General features: G+C 46.0%; 18 protein-coding genes. 6 read left to right on the top strand and 12 right to left on the bottom strand.

Going from position 1 to position 16,984, the window contains the following annotated elements; translation table 11 throughout:
• Positions 1-183: 183 nt before the first annotated feature.
• The 3 genes from H5336_RS19050 to H5336_RS19040 all read left to right on the top strand — a co-directional run bounded on the left by H5336_RS19050 (position 184) and on the right by H5336_RS19040 (position 2,849).
• A complete protein-coding gene (locus tag H5336_RS19050; protein WP_185236058.1) occupies positions 184-1,038 on the top strand; it encodes a HupE/UreJ family protein in 855 nt (284 codons plus the stop codon).
• 23 nt (positions 1,039-1,061) lie between these two features.
• Positions 1,062-1,412, top strand: coding sequence for a DUF6488 family protein (locus tag H5336_RS19045; RefSeq protein WP_185236057.1), 351 nt, complete (start codon positions 1,062-1,064; stop codon positions 1,410-1,412).
• 516 nt (positions 1,413-1,928) lie between these two features.
• Complete coding sequence (locus H5336_RS19040; RefSeq protein ID WP_185236056.1) at positions 1,929-2,849, top strand: transporter substrate-binding domain-containing protein; 921 nt, start codon at positions 1,929-1,931, stop codon at positions 2,847-2,849.
• A 4-nt stretch (positions 2,850-2,853) separates the two neighbouring features.
• Here the strand turns inward: H5336_RS19040 and H5336_RS19035 are convergent, their stop codons facing one another.
• The 10 genes from H5336_RS19035 to ccmA form a co-directional block, all read right to left on the bottom strand.
• Positions 2,854-4,161: a polyhydroxyalkanoate depolymerase gene (locus H5336_RS19035; RefSeq protein ID WP_185236055.1), complete on the bottom strand. Its 1,308-nt coding sequence runs from the start codon at positions 4,159-4,161 to the stop codon at positions 2,854-2,856.
• A gap of 169 nt (positions 4,162-4,330) precedes the next feature.
• Positions 4,331-5,251, bottom strand: coding sequence for a carbon-nitrogen hydrolase (locus H5336_RS19030; protein ID WP_185236054.1), 921 nt, complete (start codon positions 5,249-5,251; stop codon positions 4,331-4,333).
• Positions 5,252-5,259: 8 nt separating this feature from the next.
• Positions 5,260-6,282 (bottom strand): agmatine deiminase family protein, encoded by a 1,023-nt coding sequence (locus tag H5336_RS19025; RefSeq protein WP_185236053.1) that lies wholly within the window; start codon positions 6,280-6,282, stop codon positions 5,260-5,262.
• A gap of 100 nt (positions 6,283-6,382) precedes the next feature.
• On the bottom strand, positions 6,383-6,901 hold the full coding sequence (locus H5336_RS19020; protein WP_185236052.1) for a DsbE family thiol:disulfide interchange protein: 519 nt from the start codon (positions 6,899-6,901) through the stop codon (positions 6,383-6,385).
• Positions 6,898-8,934 (bottom strand): heme lyase CcmF/NrfE family subunit, encoded by a 2,037-nt coding sequence (locus H5336_RS19015; RefSeq protein WP_185236051.1) that lies wholly within the window; start codon positions 8,932-8,934, stop codon positions 6,898-6,900. Before H5336_RS19015 ends, H5336_RS19020 begins: the two co-directional genes overlap by 4 nt.
• Positions 8,924-9,391, bottom strand: coding sequence for a cytochrome c maturation protein CcmE (gene ccmE / locus H5336_RS19010; RefSeq protein WP_185236139.1), 468 nt, complete (start codon positions 9,389-9,391; stop codon positions 8,924-8,926). Before ccmE ends, H5336_RS19015 begins: the two co-directional genes overlap by 11 nt.
• 4 nt (positions 9,392-9,395) lie before the next feature.
• On the bottom strand, positions 9,396-9,596 hold the full coding sequence (gene ccmD / locus H5336_RS19005; RefSeq protein WP_185236050.1) for a heme exporter protein CcmD: 201 nt from the start codon (positions 9,594-9,596) through the stop codon (positions 9,396-9,398).
• A gap of 2 nt (positions 9,597-9,598) precedes the next feature.
• Positions 9,599-10,342 (bottom strand): heme ABC transporter permease, encoded by a 744-nt coding sequence (locus H5336_RS19000; protein ID WP_185236049.1) that lies wholly within the window; start codon positions 10,340-10,342, stop codon positions 9,599-9,601.
• Between the two features lie 21 nt (positions 10,343-10,363).
• Positions 10,364-11,053 carry a heme exporter protein CcmB gene (gene ccmB / locus H5336_RS18995; protein WP_185236048.1) on the bottom strand — a complete coding sequence of 230 codons (690 nt, stop codon included), beginning with the start codon at positions 11,051-11,053 and terminating at the stop codon, positions 10,364-10,366.
• Positions 11,046-11,726 (bottom strand): cytochrome c biogenesis heme-transporting ATPase CcmA, encoded by a 681-nt coding sequence (gene ccmA / locus H5336_RS18990; protein ID WP_221628246.1) that lies wholly within the window; start codon positions 11,724-11,726, stop codon positions 11,046-11,048. Before ccmA ends, ccmB begins: the two co-directional genes overlap by 8 nt.
• Positions 11,727-11,901: 175 nt before the next feature.
• Between ccmA and H5336_RS18985 the strand changes: the two genes are divergently transcribed.
• From H5336_RS18985 to ppnP, 3 genes are read left to right on the top strand one after another with little or no spacing between them, the layout of a single operon-like run.
• Positions 11,902-13,569 carry a hypothetical protein gene (locus tag H5336_RS18985; RefSeq protein ID WP_185236047.1) on the top strand — a complete coding sequence of 556 codons (1,668 nt, stop codon included), beginning with the start codon at positions 11,902-11,904 and terminating at the stop codon, positions 13,567-13,569.
• Positions 13,566-13,850: an EscU/YscU/HrcU family type III secretion system export apparatus switch protein gene (locus H5336_RS18980; RefSeq protein ID WP_185236046.1), complete on the top strand. Its 285-nt coding sequence runs from the start codon at positions 13,566-13,568 to the stop codon at positions 13,848-13,850. Before H5336_RS18985 ends, H5336_RS18980 begins: the two co-directional genes overlap by 4 nt.
• A gap of 28 nt (positions 13,851-13,878) precedes the next feature.
• Complete coding sequence (gene ppnP / locus H5336_RS18975) at positions 13,879-14,163, top strand: pyrimidine/purine nucleoside phosphorylase (RefSeq protein ID WP_185236045.1); 285 nt, start codon at positions 13,879-13,881, stop codon at positions 14,161-14,163.
• On the opposite strand, the gene H5336_RS18970 is transcribed toward ppnP, so the two are convergent.
• Positions 14,160-15,593, bottom strand: coding sequence for a PAS domain-containing sensor histidine kinase (locus H5336_RS18970; RefSeq protein ID WP_185236044.1), 1,434 nt, complete (start codon positions 15,591-15,593; stop codon positions 14,160-14,162). The genes ppnP and H5336_RS18970 overlap by 4 nt on opposite strands.
• A 5-nt stretch (positions 15,594-15,598) precedes the next feature.
• Complete coding sequence (locus H5336_RS18965) at positions 15,599-16,846, bottom strand: cyclic di-GMP phosphodiesterase (RefSeq protein ID WP_185236043.1); 1,248 nt, start codon at positions 16,844-16,846, stop codon at positions 15,599-15,601.
• Between the last annotated feature and the right edge of the window lie 138 nt (positions 16,847-16,984).

Here is a 16,984-nt window from a genome sequence, read left to right as displayed (position 1 = left end):
CCAACCGGCATGCCTGTAATCCCCCCCCTTGAAACCGCACACAAATCCAGAGGCTTAAAGCAAATAATAGAGGCGCCCTAAATGCTTTAATGTTTATAATCCCTTAACCGGTGCGCTGTGTAGATAATACGCGTAACAAGATGTAGACCTTCAACCACCTAAATCCGTCTTCAGAGGCTCTGTATGCTTAGGCTTATTTTACTCGTTTTAATCACCAGCCTGAGTAGCACGGCTTTTGCCCATGGCATGTCTGTAGAAGATCAAGCGCGTATTCTTAACGCTAGCTTCTTTGAGTATATGCAGCTCGGCGCAACCCATATGCTATCGGGATACGATCATTTATTGTTTTTGCTTGGGGTGGTTTTTTTCCTAACCCAATTTAAAGACATCCTAAAATTCATTACCGCCTTTACCATTGGCCATTCGATAACGCTTGTTTTCGCAACATTGCTGGAGATAAAGGCCAATTACTATCTAATAGATGCGGTTATAGCGTTGACTGTTTGCTATAAAGCTTTCGATAATTTAGATGGCTTTAAACGGTATTTTCAAGTGCGATCACCCAATTTAACCTGGATGGTATTTGCTTTTGGGTTGATTCACGGCTTTGGTTTATCTACACGTTTACAACAATTACCGCTCGGTAGTGATGATTTAGTGTTAAAAATTCTTTCCTTTAACGTCGGCGTAGAGGTTGGCCAAATCATCGCTTTGAGTGTAATGTTGTTGGTACTTTCAGGGTGGAGACAAACACAATCCTTCTCTCACTTCAGTAAGGGCGCCAATATCGGGCTGATGCTACTAGGCGGGCTATTATTACTTATGCAACTGCATGGCTACCAACACTCGCGATTTCCCGATGATTTCCCCCTAAACGCCGATGACCATTCTCATATTCACGAAGATATGGAGGTTAATGCATCGCCGCTAACCAACTACCCAAGGACGTTGAATTTTAAAGCAGATCATTCGCAAGCTAATGAAGAGAAAGCCCTTGATGAGCATTCACACGACGGCGAAAACCTGCACTCCCACTAAGCACCCAACTATTAGGTGATCTGATGAAGGCATATATACCGTTTTTTTTATCGTTAGTATTACTGGTTAGTACGCAAGTATTTGCCCATAGCGATCACACGCATCCAGACCTTACAGAAGTACAGGCTATATCTTTAGCCGCCGATGTTGCAAAGCAATTGTCAGAAAAGGATGTTGGTTTGGCGATAGGGAAAATACCTGAAAGCTGGGCTTCCGTTCCAAACGATAATATCGCAATACATATAAAAGGTAATGGGTATTACATTATAGCCGTTGGTAATAAAATTGAAAAACAGACGCTCTACGTACTGATGTCATCCGGTGGCGATGTCTACGATGCAAATTTCTCAGGTGAATTCAAGGGGCTTGAATAACCTTCAACCTCATCTTCAACCTCAACCTCAAGCTCAAGCTCAAGCTCAAGCTCAAGCTCAAGCTCAAGCTCAAACGCGCAGAACGTATACGTTAAACGCTTAATCGCTCTCTCGGTATACGCGCCCTCGATACAGGCAATCAGAACAAAAAAACTATAGCCCGTTAAAGGGTGGAAGCATTGCGCCATTAGGCACAACACCCTTACACCCGCCTTTTGGGGCCGACCCTCAAGTTCTCCGAGCAATACATGTTGTCGTTAAGCGGGTTACAAGTATTTACATGCTCGCCTTCCTAATCTCTGCATTTTATTCCTTAATTAGCAAAAAACGCCCAATAATTCATGTTTTTGGCTGATAAAACACATAATACAATTCATACAAGGCTGATTGACGCTCCAAACGTGTCGTGACATTATGACTATCGCGATTGGTTTACTTAAACGCCAAAGCACTCAATAATAATGAATAAACTGTTTGTTTCACTTATCGCCATGACACCTCGAACGCCACTGAATAATGCCTAGCATGCAATTTGCCATACTGGCCATATTAGCGCTGCTACCCTTTTGCCATGCTGCAAAAGCAGATGATAATGCGCTTAAAGCCGCTTTCTGGGCTACCGGTTTGAGTACCAGCCGTGCTACCTACGAGTCTGTTTTAGCGGAGATTTTACTGCAGCGCACTCAAGTTGATTTTGGTCCCTTTGATTTCAGTGTCAACTACCTAGACGTCAATTATGATCGAGGTAGGCGCGTTGTCGCCAAAGGCCAAGAAGTAAATTTCTTCACCAATCCATTACCCTCGAAGCAAATGGCTTTCGACCGACAGCTCAACGTTATACCACTGCCAGTTATGAAAGGCTTACTTGGGTATCGAGTACTTATTGTGCGTAAAACGGATGTCAAAAAATTTGAGTCTATTCAGAACTATTCAGATTTACAAAATTTTCGTGCTGGGCAAGTGAATTATTGGGCTGACGTGCCCATTTACGAAGAAAATGCATTACCGTTGGTGGTGGGCACAACATTCGACTCACTATTCTTCATGCTAAGCCGAGGTCGATTTGACTATATCCCGCTGAGTGCCGGTGAAGCAAAGCAGACTTTGAAAGAACTGGGTAGCGAGTATAATGATCTCACTATTGTCCCAGACATTATGATTTATTATCCGTTCCCGGTGTTTTTTCAGGTCAGCGATCACTACCCGAAATTATCGGAACGCTTAACCATTGCGCTGGAATTGGCCATTACTGACGGCACCCTAGACAGGCTGTTTAAATCTTACTTTACAGATGTACTCGTTGAGCTTAATTCAGAGAAACTCCGGGTATTTTCGTTAAAAAACTCTTTGTTAGCCGCCCCACATTCGGACACTTCACCGATTTTGGTAACAGCCGGGACAATCATTCCTTCGCCAGAAATAATTGCCACCCGCTAAGATATTAATCGTCAAGGCTACGGACTAAATATTCATTCGAATTTTGAAAGTGCGCTTCCTTTTTTTCATCAAAATGTTTACGCATGAACGCCTGCATTTTTGGCTTAACTTCTGCGCGGAAGGTAGAACCGCTGAAGACACCGTAATGACCTACTCCAGGCTGAATGTAATCTAATTGGCTTTCTTCTGGAATGTTGGGACACAAACTGTGGGCTACCTGAGTTTGGCCAATACCTGAAATATCGTCCTTTTCACCCTCGATGGTCATCAAACCCACTTGGGTTATCTTTTTAGGGTCCACACGCTTACCACGATGATAAAACTCACCTTTGGGTAATTTATGTTGTTGGAAAATGTCCCGTATCGTTTGCAGATAGAATTCTTCGGTTAAATCCAGTACCGCGAGGTATTCATCGTAAAAATTACGGTGCTTTTGTGCGCTGTCACAATCACCTTCGACGAGATGCTCAAAATATTTGCGGTGGGCCATGGCATGCCGGCCCTGGTTCATGGTGATAAAGCCGCTTAGTTGTAAAAAGCCTGGGTACACCTTGCGCATTACGCCCTTATTAGGCCAAGGAACCGTATAAATCATGTTTTCTTTGAACCACTCGTAACTATGTTCCATGGCAACACGATTGGGTAATGTGGGCGACAGCCGTGTATCGATTGGAGACCCCATAAAAGTCATAGTCGCCGGTAAGCTGTCATGCTCCCGTTCAGACATAATCGAAATTGCCGCCAATACCGGTGGGCCAGGCTGGCATATACTTATAATATGGGCATCTGGCCCTAGCACTTCAAGCATTTCAATAATGTAATCGATGTAGTCATTTAGGTCGAACCGACCCCGGCTTAAGGGGACTTCTCGCGCGTCGGCCCAATCGCTGACATAGACTTCATGCTCCGGTAGAAATGCCTCAACGGTGCCCCGCAGTAAGGTCGCATAGTGCCCGGAAAGCGGTGCTACCAGTAGCACACGAGGCTCTGCCTTGGCCTTCTTTTGGGCTTTTTGCAGTTCTGTAGCCGGCCGTTCAAAATGGAGCATTCTACAGAATGGCTTTTCCCAGACGACACGCTCCTTTATGGGTACATTAACCCCGTTAATCGTTGCGGTATGTAAGTCCCAGGTTGGCTTTGCATATCGCCGGGTTGCAGATTCAAAAAGGTCACAGGCAGCAGAGGCCGTTTTGCCAAGCCAAGTGTAGGATGCAGGGTTGTAGGGGGATTCTAGCAAGCGTTTATTCGCTTCAATGGCCTCTCGTAAAGGGGCCATGGCGGCGTGATTAATTTCGTAGGCGTGGTAGAGCATGCTGATTCCTCCGCAGAGGTGTGGTGTGCTGATATTCGAAAAAACGAACAATTGAACTCATTGATCTTTGAATAATAGCACACGAATGCTGCACTGCACCATATTGCGCGCTGTTGGATTTTTAACCAGCCTGAAATACACGCTAAGCACAATTGGAACAGGTAAACCACTACGAGTGATCGTCATCCAGCCATCGTCGGTTCATGTTTTGGTAGGCATCAACACGCCTGTCTCTAAGGAAAGGCCAAACCCTCCTTACCTGTTCGGAACGCCCTAAATCGATTTGAGCAAATAATGCCCCCTCGGCTTCTATTGAAGGCTCTAATAGATATTCCCCTTGAGGCCCCGTAATGAAGCTTGAACCCCAAAACTCAATGCCGTCTGAATCATCTGTAGGCGAAGGCTCGTAACCCGTTCGATTGGCCACTAACACTGGGAGGCCATTGGCGATGGCATGCCCGCGCTGAATCGTGAGCCAGGCATCGCGCTGCCGGTTTTGCTCATCGTCATCGTCGTTAGGATCCCAACCTATGGCCGTGGGGTAAATCAAGCATTCCGCGCCAGCCAGGGCCATTAAGCGTGCTGCTTCTGGGTACCATTGGTCCCAACATATCAGTATGCCCAGTTTACCAAGGCGTGTTTGGACGGGCTCGAAACCATTTAATTTACTAGACTCAGCATCACCTGGAGTGAAATAAAATTTCTCATAAAAACCAGGGTCATCGGGTATATGCATTTTCCGATAGAGACCCACTCGGCCTTGGTCTCCGTCGAAAACCTGAGCCGTATTGTGGTACAGGCCGGCGGCTCGACGCTCAAAGCCTGACATTACAATGACAACATCCAGCTCTTCAGCAAGAGCACCTATCAATTGTGCGGTAACGCCGTCCAATGGTTCGGCGAGATCGAAAACGTCGGTGTCTTCTATTTGGCAAACATAGCGGGTTGCATGCAGCTCCTGTAATACAATTAATTCAGCCCCTTGATAGACTGCATCACGGATGTGCTGTTCTGTTTCTGAGAGATTCACCGACTTTTCGTTGCCGGAAATAGGCTGTTGTATAACGGCGGCAATAAATGTGTTGTTCATTTGCGGGTTCACCTAGCAATTTGCATGGTTGCACAATGGAGGCTGCCATGCTGCTCTAGCAATGCCTCACAGCGAATAGCCACGATTGTTTTTTCGGGAGCTAAGGACTGTAATACTGCAATGGCTTTTTCGTCTTCAGCAACACCGTAAATGGGGACATAAAGTGTGTTATTACAGTGGAGAAAATTAGCGTAGGTTGCGGGTAATATGCGATTATCGACCTGGCTATGTATGACCGGTACCGGTAAGCCCGCAAGTGTCCAACCTTTCTGTTCACAAATGTCGGTTAGTTGTTGGTTGAGCCGCTCGAGCGACTCAGCATCGTGATGTTCTGTATTAGCTTCGCAGGCCACGATGGTGTGATCATTAAGAAAGCGGGCAATCGTATCAATATGGCCGTCGGTATCATCTCCGGTTAATTGTATATTTTCAAGCCAAAGAATTTCACCACTGCCCAAGTCGCTTTTTATTCTCGCCTCTAACGCCGCCATATCAACATTTGGGTTGCGGGTATCGGTGACAATACAATTCTTATTCAATAATAAATGACCCGCGTTGTTTATTTCAATGCCTCCCCCCTCTACCACTAGGTTCAACTTTAAATGGGGGCCAATACCGTAGCGAATCAATTGTTGTGATACTTTATCGTCCGCACTGTAGGCATACTTATTCCCCCAGCCATTAAACGTAAATGTTTTATAACAGGTAGCCGATTGCGGCTTCCCTTTTTCGTTAAAACTTAACGGCCCAAAATCTCTTACCCAGGTATCATCGTAGGCTATGTCACGTATCACCTGTAACTGCTGTAATTGTTTTTCGGTTAATGCCAAACCACTAACCCAATTTTCGACCCGGCTCCGAGGTTGCGTCAACAACAATACATTTATAGCGTTATCACTGCGGATAAAAGCCTCGACCATATCGGTATAGCATTCTAAAGCCGCCGACAGATTTGCATCCCAATCACCACCGGCATAGGGCAGTGCAAGCAGGATACTTTTAACGGGAGAGTATTCAGGTAGCAAACGCATGAGTGTACTGTTCTAGGGTGTTTAATTAAGGCCCACTGAGGAGCCTCGACGCTGTATCAGGCGCGTAGTGCGCCTCCACTTTTTCCAAATAATAGTGCCGTTATTTATTGTAGATTGGCGCGAGCGTAGATCGCCATACGCGTTCGTCCACCACACCAACGTGTTTGTATCGAATGATGCCTTGGGCATCAACAATAAACGTTTCTGGCGCACCATAAACACCTAAGTCGAGCCCTAGGCGCCCTTCTCTGTCAGCTATAATAAGGCTGTAAGGGTCTTTAAAATGCTTCAACCATTCCTTCGCTGCCTCATCTTCGTCTTTATAGTTTAAACCCACTATTTTTACACCCTGCTCTGCAAGCTGGAGTAAATAAGGGTGCTCAACTCGACAACTAGGACACCAAGTGGCCCAAACATTTAACAAGTAGGGTTCACCTAACAATTCTTCAGTTTTTACTAATTGATCTGGCTCGCGCAAGTTGGGCAGTTCAAACGCCGGCACAGGCTTGTCTATAAGCGCAGAAGGCAAATAATTCGGGTCTAAAGATAAACCTTTCCAGAGAAAAGCGGCGAGTACCGCAAATATAAAGAGAGGGATAAAGAGTTTAAGTCGATTCATGACGGCGTTGTGCCTGTAACATTGTTATCCGCAGCGCCAAGCGCCTCACTTACTGGACCAGGGTGTTCCGTTTGGATATCACTCTCTTTCTTGGTCTTCTTTTTGCGAAGTTTATAGCGGCGATCACTGATGGCAATAGCGCCCCCTATTGCCATAAACAATGCACCAAACCATATCCAACGTACAAGTGGCTTAAAGTGTATGCGTATAGCCCAGTCGCCATTGTCCAGTTCTTCACCTAGTGCTACATAAATATCACGAAAAAAACCTACATCGATATCCGCTTCTGTCATTACATTACCGCCGGAAAAATAGCGGCGTTTTTGAGGTCGTAAGCGGCTAATTTCTTTGCCATTGCGCCGCACAATCACGTCACCGACATCCGCGGTAAAATTAGCACCTCGCGTGCGAGTAACATCAAGTAATTCATACTCGTAACCCGCTGCGTATAGCGGCTCACCAATCGATAGGCGCACATCCCGTTGGTCGCTATAGATGGTATTCAGGCTGGCACCCAAAAGCGAAAGAGCAAAGCCGATATGAGCAACGATCATACCGTAGTAACTGAGCGACAATTTAGACATTCCCTCAGAGGGGATTGATGACTTACTGATTTTTCGGCGCACATCCCAAACCGACGATAAAATGACCCAGGAACCCAACGTAATCGCAATGGCCGCAGAAATAGAATACCCGCCGTCGAACACCCCAGGCAAAAATGTACCAATCCACAAGGCGACTAATAGAGGTGGCACCTGCCACCGCTTTATCTTTTGGAAGTCTGTTTTTTTCCAGTTAAGCATTGAGCCCAACCCCATTGTCAACGCAACAACGGCCATGAGCGGTACAAAAAATGTGTTAAACCACGGTTCTCCGACCGAGATTTTCCCCTGCCCTAATGCATCTGCTACAAGCGGGTACAAGGTGCCAAGTAAAATGAAATTGGCGGCAATAATAAAGATAATACTGTTGGCTAATAAGAAGGCCTCGCGAGAGAGAAAACCAAAACCTGAGACACTTTTAACAACCGGTGCTCGCAGTGCAAAAAGTGTTAATGACCCACCGACCACTACACCTAAAAACGCCAGTATAAACACGCCACGGGTTGGATCTGCTGCGAACGAGTGCACCGAAGTGAGCACGCCAGAGCGCACTAGAAACGTACCTAACAAGCTCAGAGAAAAAGTGAATATTGCCAGAAAAAGAGTCCAGTTTTTAAACACGCCCCGTTTTTCTGTCATGGCCAAACTGTGAATAAGCGCTGTGCCCACCAACCATGGCATAAACGCCGCATTTTCTACCGGGTCCCAGAACCACCAACCTCCCCACCCAAGTTCGTAGTACGCCCACCAACTGCCTAGGGCAACACCTATTGTCAAAAAACACCAGGCTGCGTTGGTCCAGGGGCGTGACCACCTTGCCCAAGCCGCATCTAGCCGGCCTGAAAGTAAAGCCGAAATCGCAAAAGCAAATACAACAGAAAACCCTACATACCCCATGTACAGCATCGGCGGGTGAAATATCATTCCAGCGTCTTGTAGGAGTGGGTTTAAATCGCCACCATCATGGGGGATATTGGGTAGTACTCGGTCAAAAGGGTTAGATGTTGCAATCATAAACAACAAAAAACCAACCGAAATCATGCCCATCACGGAAAGAACCCGAGCCAAAATATCGATTGGCAGACGATTACTGAACACGCTCACCGCAAGCGTCCAGCCTGCAAGAATTAACACCCATAACAATAGAGAGCCTTCGTGCCCGCCCCAAACAGCGCTGATTTTGTATTGTACGGGCAACACGAGGTTTGAATGATTAGCAACATAAGCTACTGAAAAATCATCTACGTAGAATGACCACGACAGTATGCCAAAGGATAACGCAACGAATACAAACAAGCCCACAGCTAATGACCGCGCCGATGTCATCCATACCAAACGTCCATTAAAGCTGCCGGCCATAGGTATAACCGAAAGGCAAAGCGAGAGTAAAAAAGCAATAATTAGTGCAATTTGTCCAAACTCAGGAATCATACTTTACCGCCTCACAGGTTGCCGTATGGCCTTCCCCTGTTGTTTTAACTGTTTCGGAAACTTCTGGCGGCATATAATTTTCATCATGTTTTGCCAGTACTTTATCCGCTTCGAAAATACCATCGCTATTGAGCATACCGGTAACTACGGCGGCCTCACCCTCTGCAAATAAGTCTGGAAGAATGCCATGAAAAACCACGCGAACCTCCGCCATTCCATCTGTTATATCGAAATCCACTTGCAAACTATCTTTAGAACGCATTATAGAACCCGGTACTACACAACCTCCACCGCGAATTGTTTTACCTGCAGGAGCCTTGCCCTCTACTATTGCAGAAGGCGGGTAAAATAAGTTCAAATTTTCTCGTAGCGCATAAAGGGTTAAACCAATGGCTAGAGAACTAAGAACAACAACAAAAATAACAAGTATTAGGCGCTGCTTACGTTTCGGGTGCATCATTTTAATGAGCCTGATTTTGCGAAGCCTGACGACGCAATATTGATTGTTGAGATTTAATGAATTTTTTGCGATTAATTACCGGTGCAATAACAAGGCCTAGCAGCCCGGTGATAACAATGCCGTAACACAGCCATACATAAATCCCATGGCCGCCCATAGCAATAAACGCTTGAAAGTCGGCGAACTGAAAAGACAATGACATGTTTAATCGGCCTCCTTCACTAATTCCTGCACCCAGCGAGTTCTCTTCTCACGCTGAAGAATCTCTACCCGCGTATGGAGTAGTAATATCAAGGCATAGGTAAGATAGAAAGTTAGAATCATCCATATAAGAGGGTAAGCCATGCTCGGGTGAATCGTAGATTTTTCTAGCAGTTTTAGCGTGGCTGGTTGATGCAATGTGTACCACCAATCAACCGACTTATAGATAATGGGGACATTTACCATACCAACCAACGCGAGAATGGCGCTGGTTTTATCGGCTGTATCTTGATTTCGATAGGCGCCTTGTAACGCAATCATACCGAGGTATAAAAAAAACAGCACTAGCATGGAGGTTAATCGAGCGTCCCACTCCCACCAAGTGCCCCAGGTAGGCTTGCCCCAGATGGCACCCGAGAACAATGATATAAAAGTTAACACAGCACCAACAGGAGCCGCGCACTTCATCACCATATAAGAGAGTTTAATACGCCATATTAAGCCCACTGCACCACTAATGGCCATTATGTAATAACCCGCCATGGCAAGAAACGATGAGGGTACGTGAATATAGATTATGCGGTAGCTGTTACCCTGCTGCGAATGGATAGGCGCAAACGCTAATCCCCAGGTACAGCCTACTACAAACATGATGAGTGCAATGGCTGCCAACCACGGCATCCAAGGGCTGGTTTTCTCGTAAAACCAACGTGGAGATCCTAATCTATGAAACCACTGCCAACTCACAAATAACCCTCTTTTCGACCTTTAATGATCCAGCCCAATCTTAAGGGCGCCTGCGGCCGCCAATGGCGCCAACAGCAATGAAACGGCTAAAAAAGCACCCAATATAGCCAATAGAGGCCCTATTGGAGAACCGTCTATAGCGTTTCTTACAGCGCCCGAACCAAAGATCAGAACCGGTACGTATAACGGCATGATGATCAGCGATAATAGCAGCCCGCCGCGTCTTAAAGCCACCGTAAGCGCTGCTCCAATAGCACCAATTAAACTTAACGAGCCGGTACCCAACAAAAGCGATATCACAAGGGGATAATAACCCTCAACCGGCAAAGCCATGAGCACACCAAGTACCGGCGCAAGTAGCGTTAGTGGCAACCCGGTTATTAACCAATGAACAAATACTTTAGCGATAACCAGCCAGTACAAAGACTGACCACTTAATACCATTTGCTCAAGACAGCCGTCTTCGTAATCACTTTGAAATAACCGGTCCAACGACAATAGAGTGGCAAGCAGCGCCACTATCCAAATCATTCCCGGTGCGATCCCTGCCAACACGCTACTTTCGGGGCTGATGCCGAGCGGTACAAAGACAATAATACTCAGGAAAAAAATGGCTGGGTTAGCGATATCGCCATGGTTTCTAAATCCGAGCGTTATCTCTCTACTTAAGCTAGCCGCAAGCATTTTGCCCAATGACGGAAGTTCAATCATAAAACGACCTTTGCTCACTGGTGGGTAGGTAATCGGCAATATTGAGCGGCTTAACACCTTCGATGGACAATGTTTGATGCGTTGTTAACAGAACCAAACCCCCTCTTTTTGCATGGGTTTGAATGCACAGCTCCAACGCCGTAACACCTTTGGTGTCGATTGCGGTGAAGGGCTCGTCAAGTATCCATATCGGGGCTTGGCTAAGATAGAGCCTCGCAAGCGCCACCCGCCGCTGCTGGCCCGCCGACATTTGATAACAGGCCACATCTTCGTAACCAGCAAGCCCAACGGCCTCCAGTGCACCCTCAAAAAGGGAGCGTTCAAACACCTGTGGCGAAGCGCTTGGTGCTTTGGCTCCGTTCAAGCCAAAATACCATTGCAAATTTTCCAGCGCGGTCAGAGAAGATTTAACTGCGGGTTGATGCCCGAGGTACAACAGACTTTCTCGTAAAGTTGGGCATTCCACAGTGGCGGATGAAGCACGCCACTCAATACTGCCACTAGAGTGCGGCACTATGCCTATAATTATTTTTGCTAACGTGGTTTTACCTGAACCATTAGGTCCGGCCAACTGCACAATATCGCCCGAACGAAATTCGGCGTTTACCCCTTCAAACAGTAAGCGTTCATCCCGTTCGCATGAAATATTGATGATTGAGAGAGTAAATCCCAAGTGCGTATTTCCTAATACTTATTGTGCAGTGAATATGCAGGCATAAGAAGCATTGCCCCACGCCTTCTCACAAAAGAGGTCTATTATAACGGTACGGGAATTGTTTTGTATTGGATTCGATCTTTTGGCCGATTATTAGACAATTTGAACTCGTTTTACAGCTGCCTTTTTTACCATGGAACTACCACCCATTGGATCACATTTTCACACAACCCGCGCCACGACTACGCGCGATGCACCGCTGATTTTAGAGGGCCTGAGCGAAACGCTTGTTAACACCAAGATAACAGCCACGATTCAAAAAGCCACCTTACTTCAAGAAGCCGAACGACAGGCGCTTATAAAACAACTCGCAGGTGAATTAAAGCCAACAAACAGAGGCGATAATGCTGCGCAACAAAAGCTTGCGCAGCTACTTAAAGCGCCTCGGTTGTTTCTGCTGAATACCACTATCGCCCCTACGAAGCTTCCCGCAGGCGCTAATCTCCCATCAGCACTATCACTCTCCGCGCCTAAAACCCCGGTAATGCTGCCCGCCACTTTACAACTATTAAGTGCGCTTCAGATCCCTCCAAATACCACAATTACCGCGCGTGTATTGAGCGGAGGTAACTTGTCGATAGCGACAGAGGGCATAAATTCTACTGATCCAGTTACAAAACACACTACCGCAAAAACAGGCATCAACAACAACATTAACATTGTCGACAATCGGCAAACGCCAAAGCAGTTAATCGAATCAGGGATGCGTCAATACCTACCGTATAAACAGAGCGCGGCTAGAAGCGACTCTATCATACAAACGCTGCTTTTAAAGCTAGAGGTATTACCAGCGAAAACACGTTATGCTTTAATCGACCAAAATCTACTTTCGCTGTTAACAAAAATAACACCAAATACCACAAAGGCTAACCAACCTTTGCATGCTAACCATATCAAAACGGCAATAAACAACAGCGGTGTATTTCTTGAAGCAAAACTTCAGAAAAATTTAACAACGAATAATCTTTCTATAAAGGGCGCGCCGTCTTTTTCAAACACTGCGAGCACCAGCAGTATCAATAACATTAAAGCCTCCCCTGCAAACATCACAACAGATAAAAAAACACTGCTACTACAGACATTAGACAGTGCTTTCAAGGCTACAGGAGAGGTTCAGCTAAATGCCGCCCGCGCTTCTTCCGAAAAATCATCGACTAACGCGACTATTCAGCGGTTACTTAGCTCTGCGGCAACGCATATTCGCATGACCGAGTCACTGGTTAGCACTTTATCAAACCTCGCTCGCGGACAGCTTGCTGGCCCTCAAAAAATGGGCGAAATACGACAACAGGTTGCACGATTAGTTGCTGCAGCTGCAGCATTGGGTATAGCACACATATCATCCCAGCAATTGCAGAAGCTACTAGCCATTGTGAATGATGGCGCACCCGCACAGCAAAACTCTGCATTTGATTTTTCACTAAAAGTACAAGAACAAATTATGCCTGTCAGCCTAATGTTCGAAGACAGAACCCTCGATAAGCATGAAGAACAAGAAGATACACAACATTCTGAGCGGAAATCTTCGGACACTAAAAGTCAGTGGTTTGTATACCTTGAGGTTGAACTTAATAGCCTTGATAAACTTGCAGCGGAAATTTCAGTATCGGGCAGTTCGGTTAAAACCAAAATCTGGTGCGACAGCGATGGGCTCACCAACAGAGCAATCCACCGAATTGATCGTTTAAAAGATCGATTAGTAAGTGACGGGCTCGATATTGAAAGCATTACCGTAGAGCACGGAAAACCACCAAAACGCGAACAACGTATTCAGCATTCCCTAGTGGACATTCGGACATGAATGAAGACGCAACCAAGGCCGTCGCCCTCTTCTATGATGGCAAGCAAGCACCAACGATATCGGCAAAAGGTGAAGGTGCTCAGGCCGAGGAGATTATTCGCATTGCCCAGGAGTGCGGTGTACCCCTGTGTGATAACGCCCCCCTAGTCGACCTACTAAGCAGTCTCGAATTAGGAGACAACATTCCTGAACAACTGTATATAGCGGTTGCACACATACTCGCCTTCGCCTACGAACTTCAGTTCAACAATGATGGGCATAAAGAGCAAACACCGCTATAATCCGCGGCCAATTTACGGAGGAAAATATATGTTAGATGTAAACGAATATTTTGACGGAAAGGTAAAGTCTATTGGCTTCCAGACGACCTCCCTGCCTGCGACAGTTGGTGTAATGGCCGCTGGCGAGTACACTTTCGGCACAGATTGTCGTGAAGTAATGACTGTCGTTAGCGGCGAATTAATCGTTAAGCTGCCTGGGCGCGACGACTGGCAGACCTTTATTTCAGGACAAACCTTTGAAATTGCAGCCAATTTAAGCTTCGATTTGAAAGTAAGCGTTGATACCGCTTACCTGTGCCAGTACGACCGCTAGTACTGCAATGGCAGAGCGACTATGAAGGTACTTCCCTCCCCATACTCGCTCTGCACATCTACTTTCCCCCCTAACGCTGCTGTTAATTCACTTACCAGCGCCAGACCTAATCCGGTTCCCTGTATACCCCTGTTTTGACTTTCACGCACCCTCTGGTACGCCTGAAACAAACTATCCAACTGCTCCGGCGGTATACCAACACCGGTATCCCTTACCGCCATCAATACAGTGTCTCCCCCGCTACTTTTTCTAGCTTCGACGAAAACCGAACCCTTCTTTGTATATTTAATAGCGTTAGAAATAAGATTAAGCAGTATTTGACGTACTTTTTGTTTATCGCTTTTGATTTCAATCGTTCGGTCACAATGAACCACATACTCTAGACGTTTTGTTTCGGCTAGATAGCGGAGCTGCTCCTCAATATCATCAAAAACTTCGAACAAATGAAAAACTTCTTCGTCCACCGTCATTCTTCCCGCTTCGATCTTAGAAATATCCAGCGTGTCTGAGATCAATTCATTTAATTGGATGCCGCCCATTTTTATCCCCCTTAGAGCCCGAACATCTCTTTCCCCAAGGTTGTCAGCGGAACGTGCTAATACTAGATCTGAATACCCAACAATAGCATTTAGCGGCGTACGCAATTCATGCATCATTTTTGCGTAAAAATCACGCCGAGCTTCAGCCTGGGTTATCTTGGCTTCTTCTTCCGCCCTCTTCAGTGCTGTAGCATCAAATACGTAACCAATAGCCGTTTTTTCAGCTGTGTCTGCGACCGGATAGAAATGCCAGCTATACCATTCTTCACCAACTTGTACTTCTATATGGGTAACGCTTTTATCTTCTATGCAGCACTGACGGCACACTCTATTCAAATCGTGCGGAAATATCATGCCTCTACCTACGTCGTCAAAACCGTAACGTAACAGCAGCTCTTGCATGGCAGCATTTCCGAACAACATCTGCCCTTCAAAATCAAATTCAGCAATTGCTGCAGGGTTCTGCTCAACAAAACTGGCAAACTTTTCCAGCTCGGAAAAATTATGTTGCTGTTGACACGTCTCTTGAAAGTGCAAAAGGAAGCATGTTGATTCAGCGCCCAAAAAAGCGGTAACACGATAATCTACGTTGATGAACTCGCCGTTATTCCCTAACCAATAAGTTGACTGCATACCGCTACTGCTTCGGCCGGTGATTTCCTGAGTATTCGTTAATGGACAGCTGCATAAATCGTGATCTAGCTCTCGGGTTTCAACACATAAGATTTCGTGGGCTCTCAAACCAATTAGGTCGTTGGGCTTCCAGCCTAATATCGTGCAAGCCAATGGAGAAACCCACAAAATTATGCCATCCACATCAAGAGCCACAAGGCCATCAGGCCATTGCTCTAACCACAATTGATACTCGTTAACCAAAGCTTCTACATTCAACTGTTCTATCCTTGCTCGAATACCGCGAACAATTTACGTTCAGGATCGTCTTTTGGGTTTCCAGGCTCAAGCATACGCTGGATTTTTCGCGTTTTCGCCTCGCGCATATCGACCACTACAGGAGCTCGCAGTAACTTGCCATCCTCTCCGTATACAATTCTGATGACGGGCTCAAGATGGGCTTCAGTGAAAACCTGTTCTACAACGGCTTTTTCGCCAGTATCAAGCTCAACGGCACTGGTAACAGGGTAAACGCCAAGGATATTTATCAACGCTGCTACGACTTCTGCATCGTATTTATTCTGTAGTGCCCGCCTGTACAAAATACGCAGCACATTGGTTGGTAGCATGCCAGGCTTATCCTGTAATTGATGAACCGACTCATCGTAATAATCTACTACTGCCAAAATTTTCGAAGCTCTATGTATAGCGCTTCCGTGTAAACCGTTCGGATAACCGCTACCATCCAACAATTCATGATGCTCCGCTATTATTCGAGTAGCTAACTTAGACAGCTGCGATTCAGCGAGAATCTTGAGACCATTGTTCAAATGGCCACGCACCAGCTTTTTCTCTGTCTCAGAGTAAGGTGTTCGTTTGCCCATTAAATGCAACGGTAACTGTAACCAACCGCTATCGTGTAATAGCGTCGCTACACCTAGGTCTGCGCGCTCCTGTTCGGGTACCCCAAGCGTTACGGCGACGTTAAGTGATAAACAAAATGTACTGAAGGAATGACCGACTAACTTTTGTGATTTTCGACTTAGGTGAACGAGATTGAGTAGAGCCTGATTATTACGCTCTAGACTATCAACCGCTTCATCAACAAGCGGCGACAAATCTTTCGTATCCACGGGGTGCCCGTGTTCAAGCTTTTTGTGAAGCCGACTTACAGTGTTGTGTATTTGAGCGCGTATTTTAAAAGCGCGCCCCAGCTCTTTATCGAATTGAATCTGATAATTGGGATGACTTAAGGCCTCTATTTGTACTGTGTTATTCACTCTATCGCCGCAACCATCACCGCTCGCCTCTGGCGCTATAGGTTCATCAGTGGGTGAAAGGCCTTTCTCTAAATCAATGACAAGCTTTTTGACACCCGCTTCTCTAAGCTTGCCGATGTCCGTTGCATTTTTAATCAGTCGCGTGTGCTTCATAAACGGACTGTCGACCCAAGGTATATCGAGTTTAACTACGAACATACCCAAGGTAAGTTGATTGAGGCTAATAACCCGTGTTCGGCGGCTGGTACTCATAATTATCTTTAGGACACCTCAAATATAATGGCGACTATGACGGCTCTATTCAGTATAGGTGTGTAGAAATAATTTGGATTGAACTTTTGGCGTGCTGAACAACAACCCATAAAAAAAGCGCAGCTCTTAGAGCTGCGC

The organism is Teredinibacter franksiae (assembly GCF_014218805.1).
Taxonomy (GTDB): domain Bacteria; phylum Pseudomonadota; class Gammaproteobacteria; order Pseudomonadales; family Cellvibrionaceae; genus Teredinibacter; species Teredinibacter franksiae.
The sequence above is the reverse complement of the archived record's forward strand: the minus strand, read 5'-3'. Positions and strand labels throughout refer to the sequence as shown.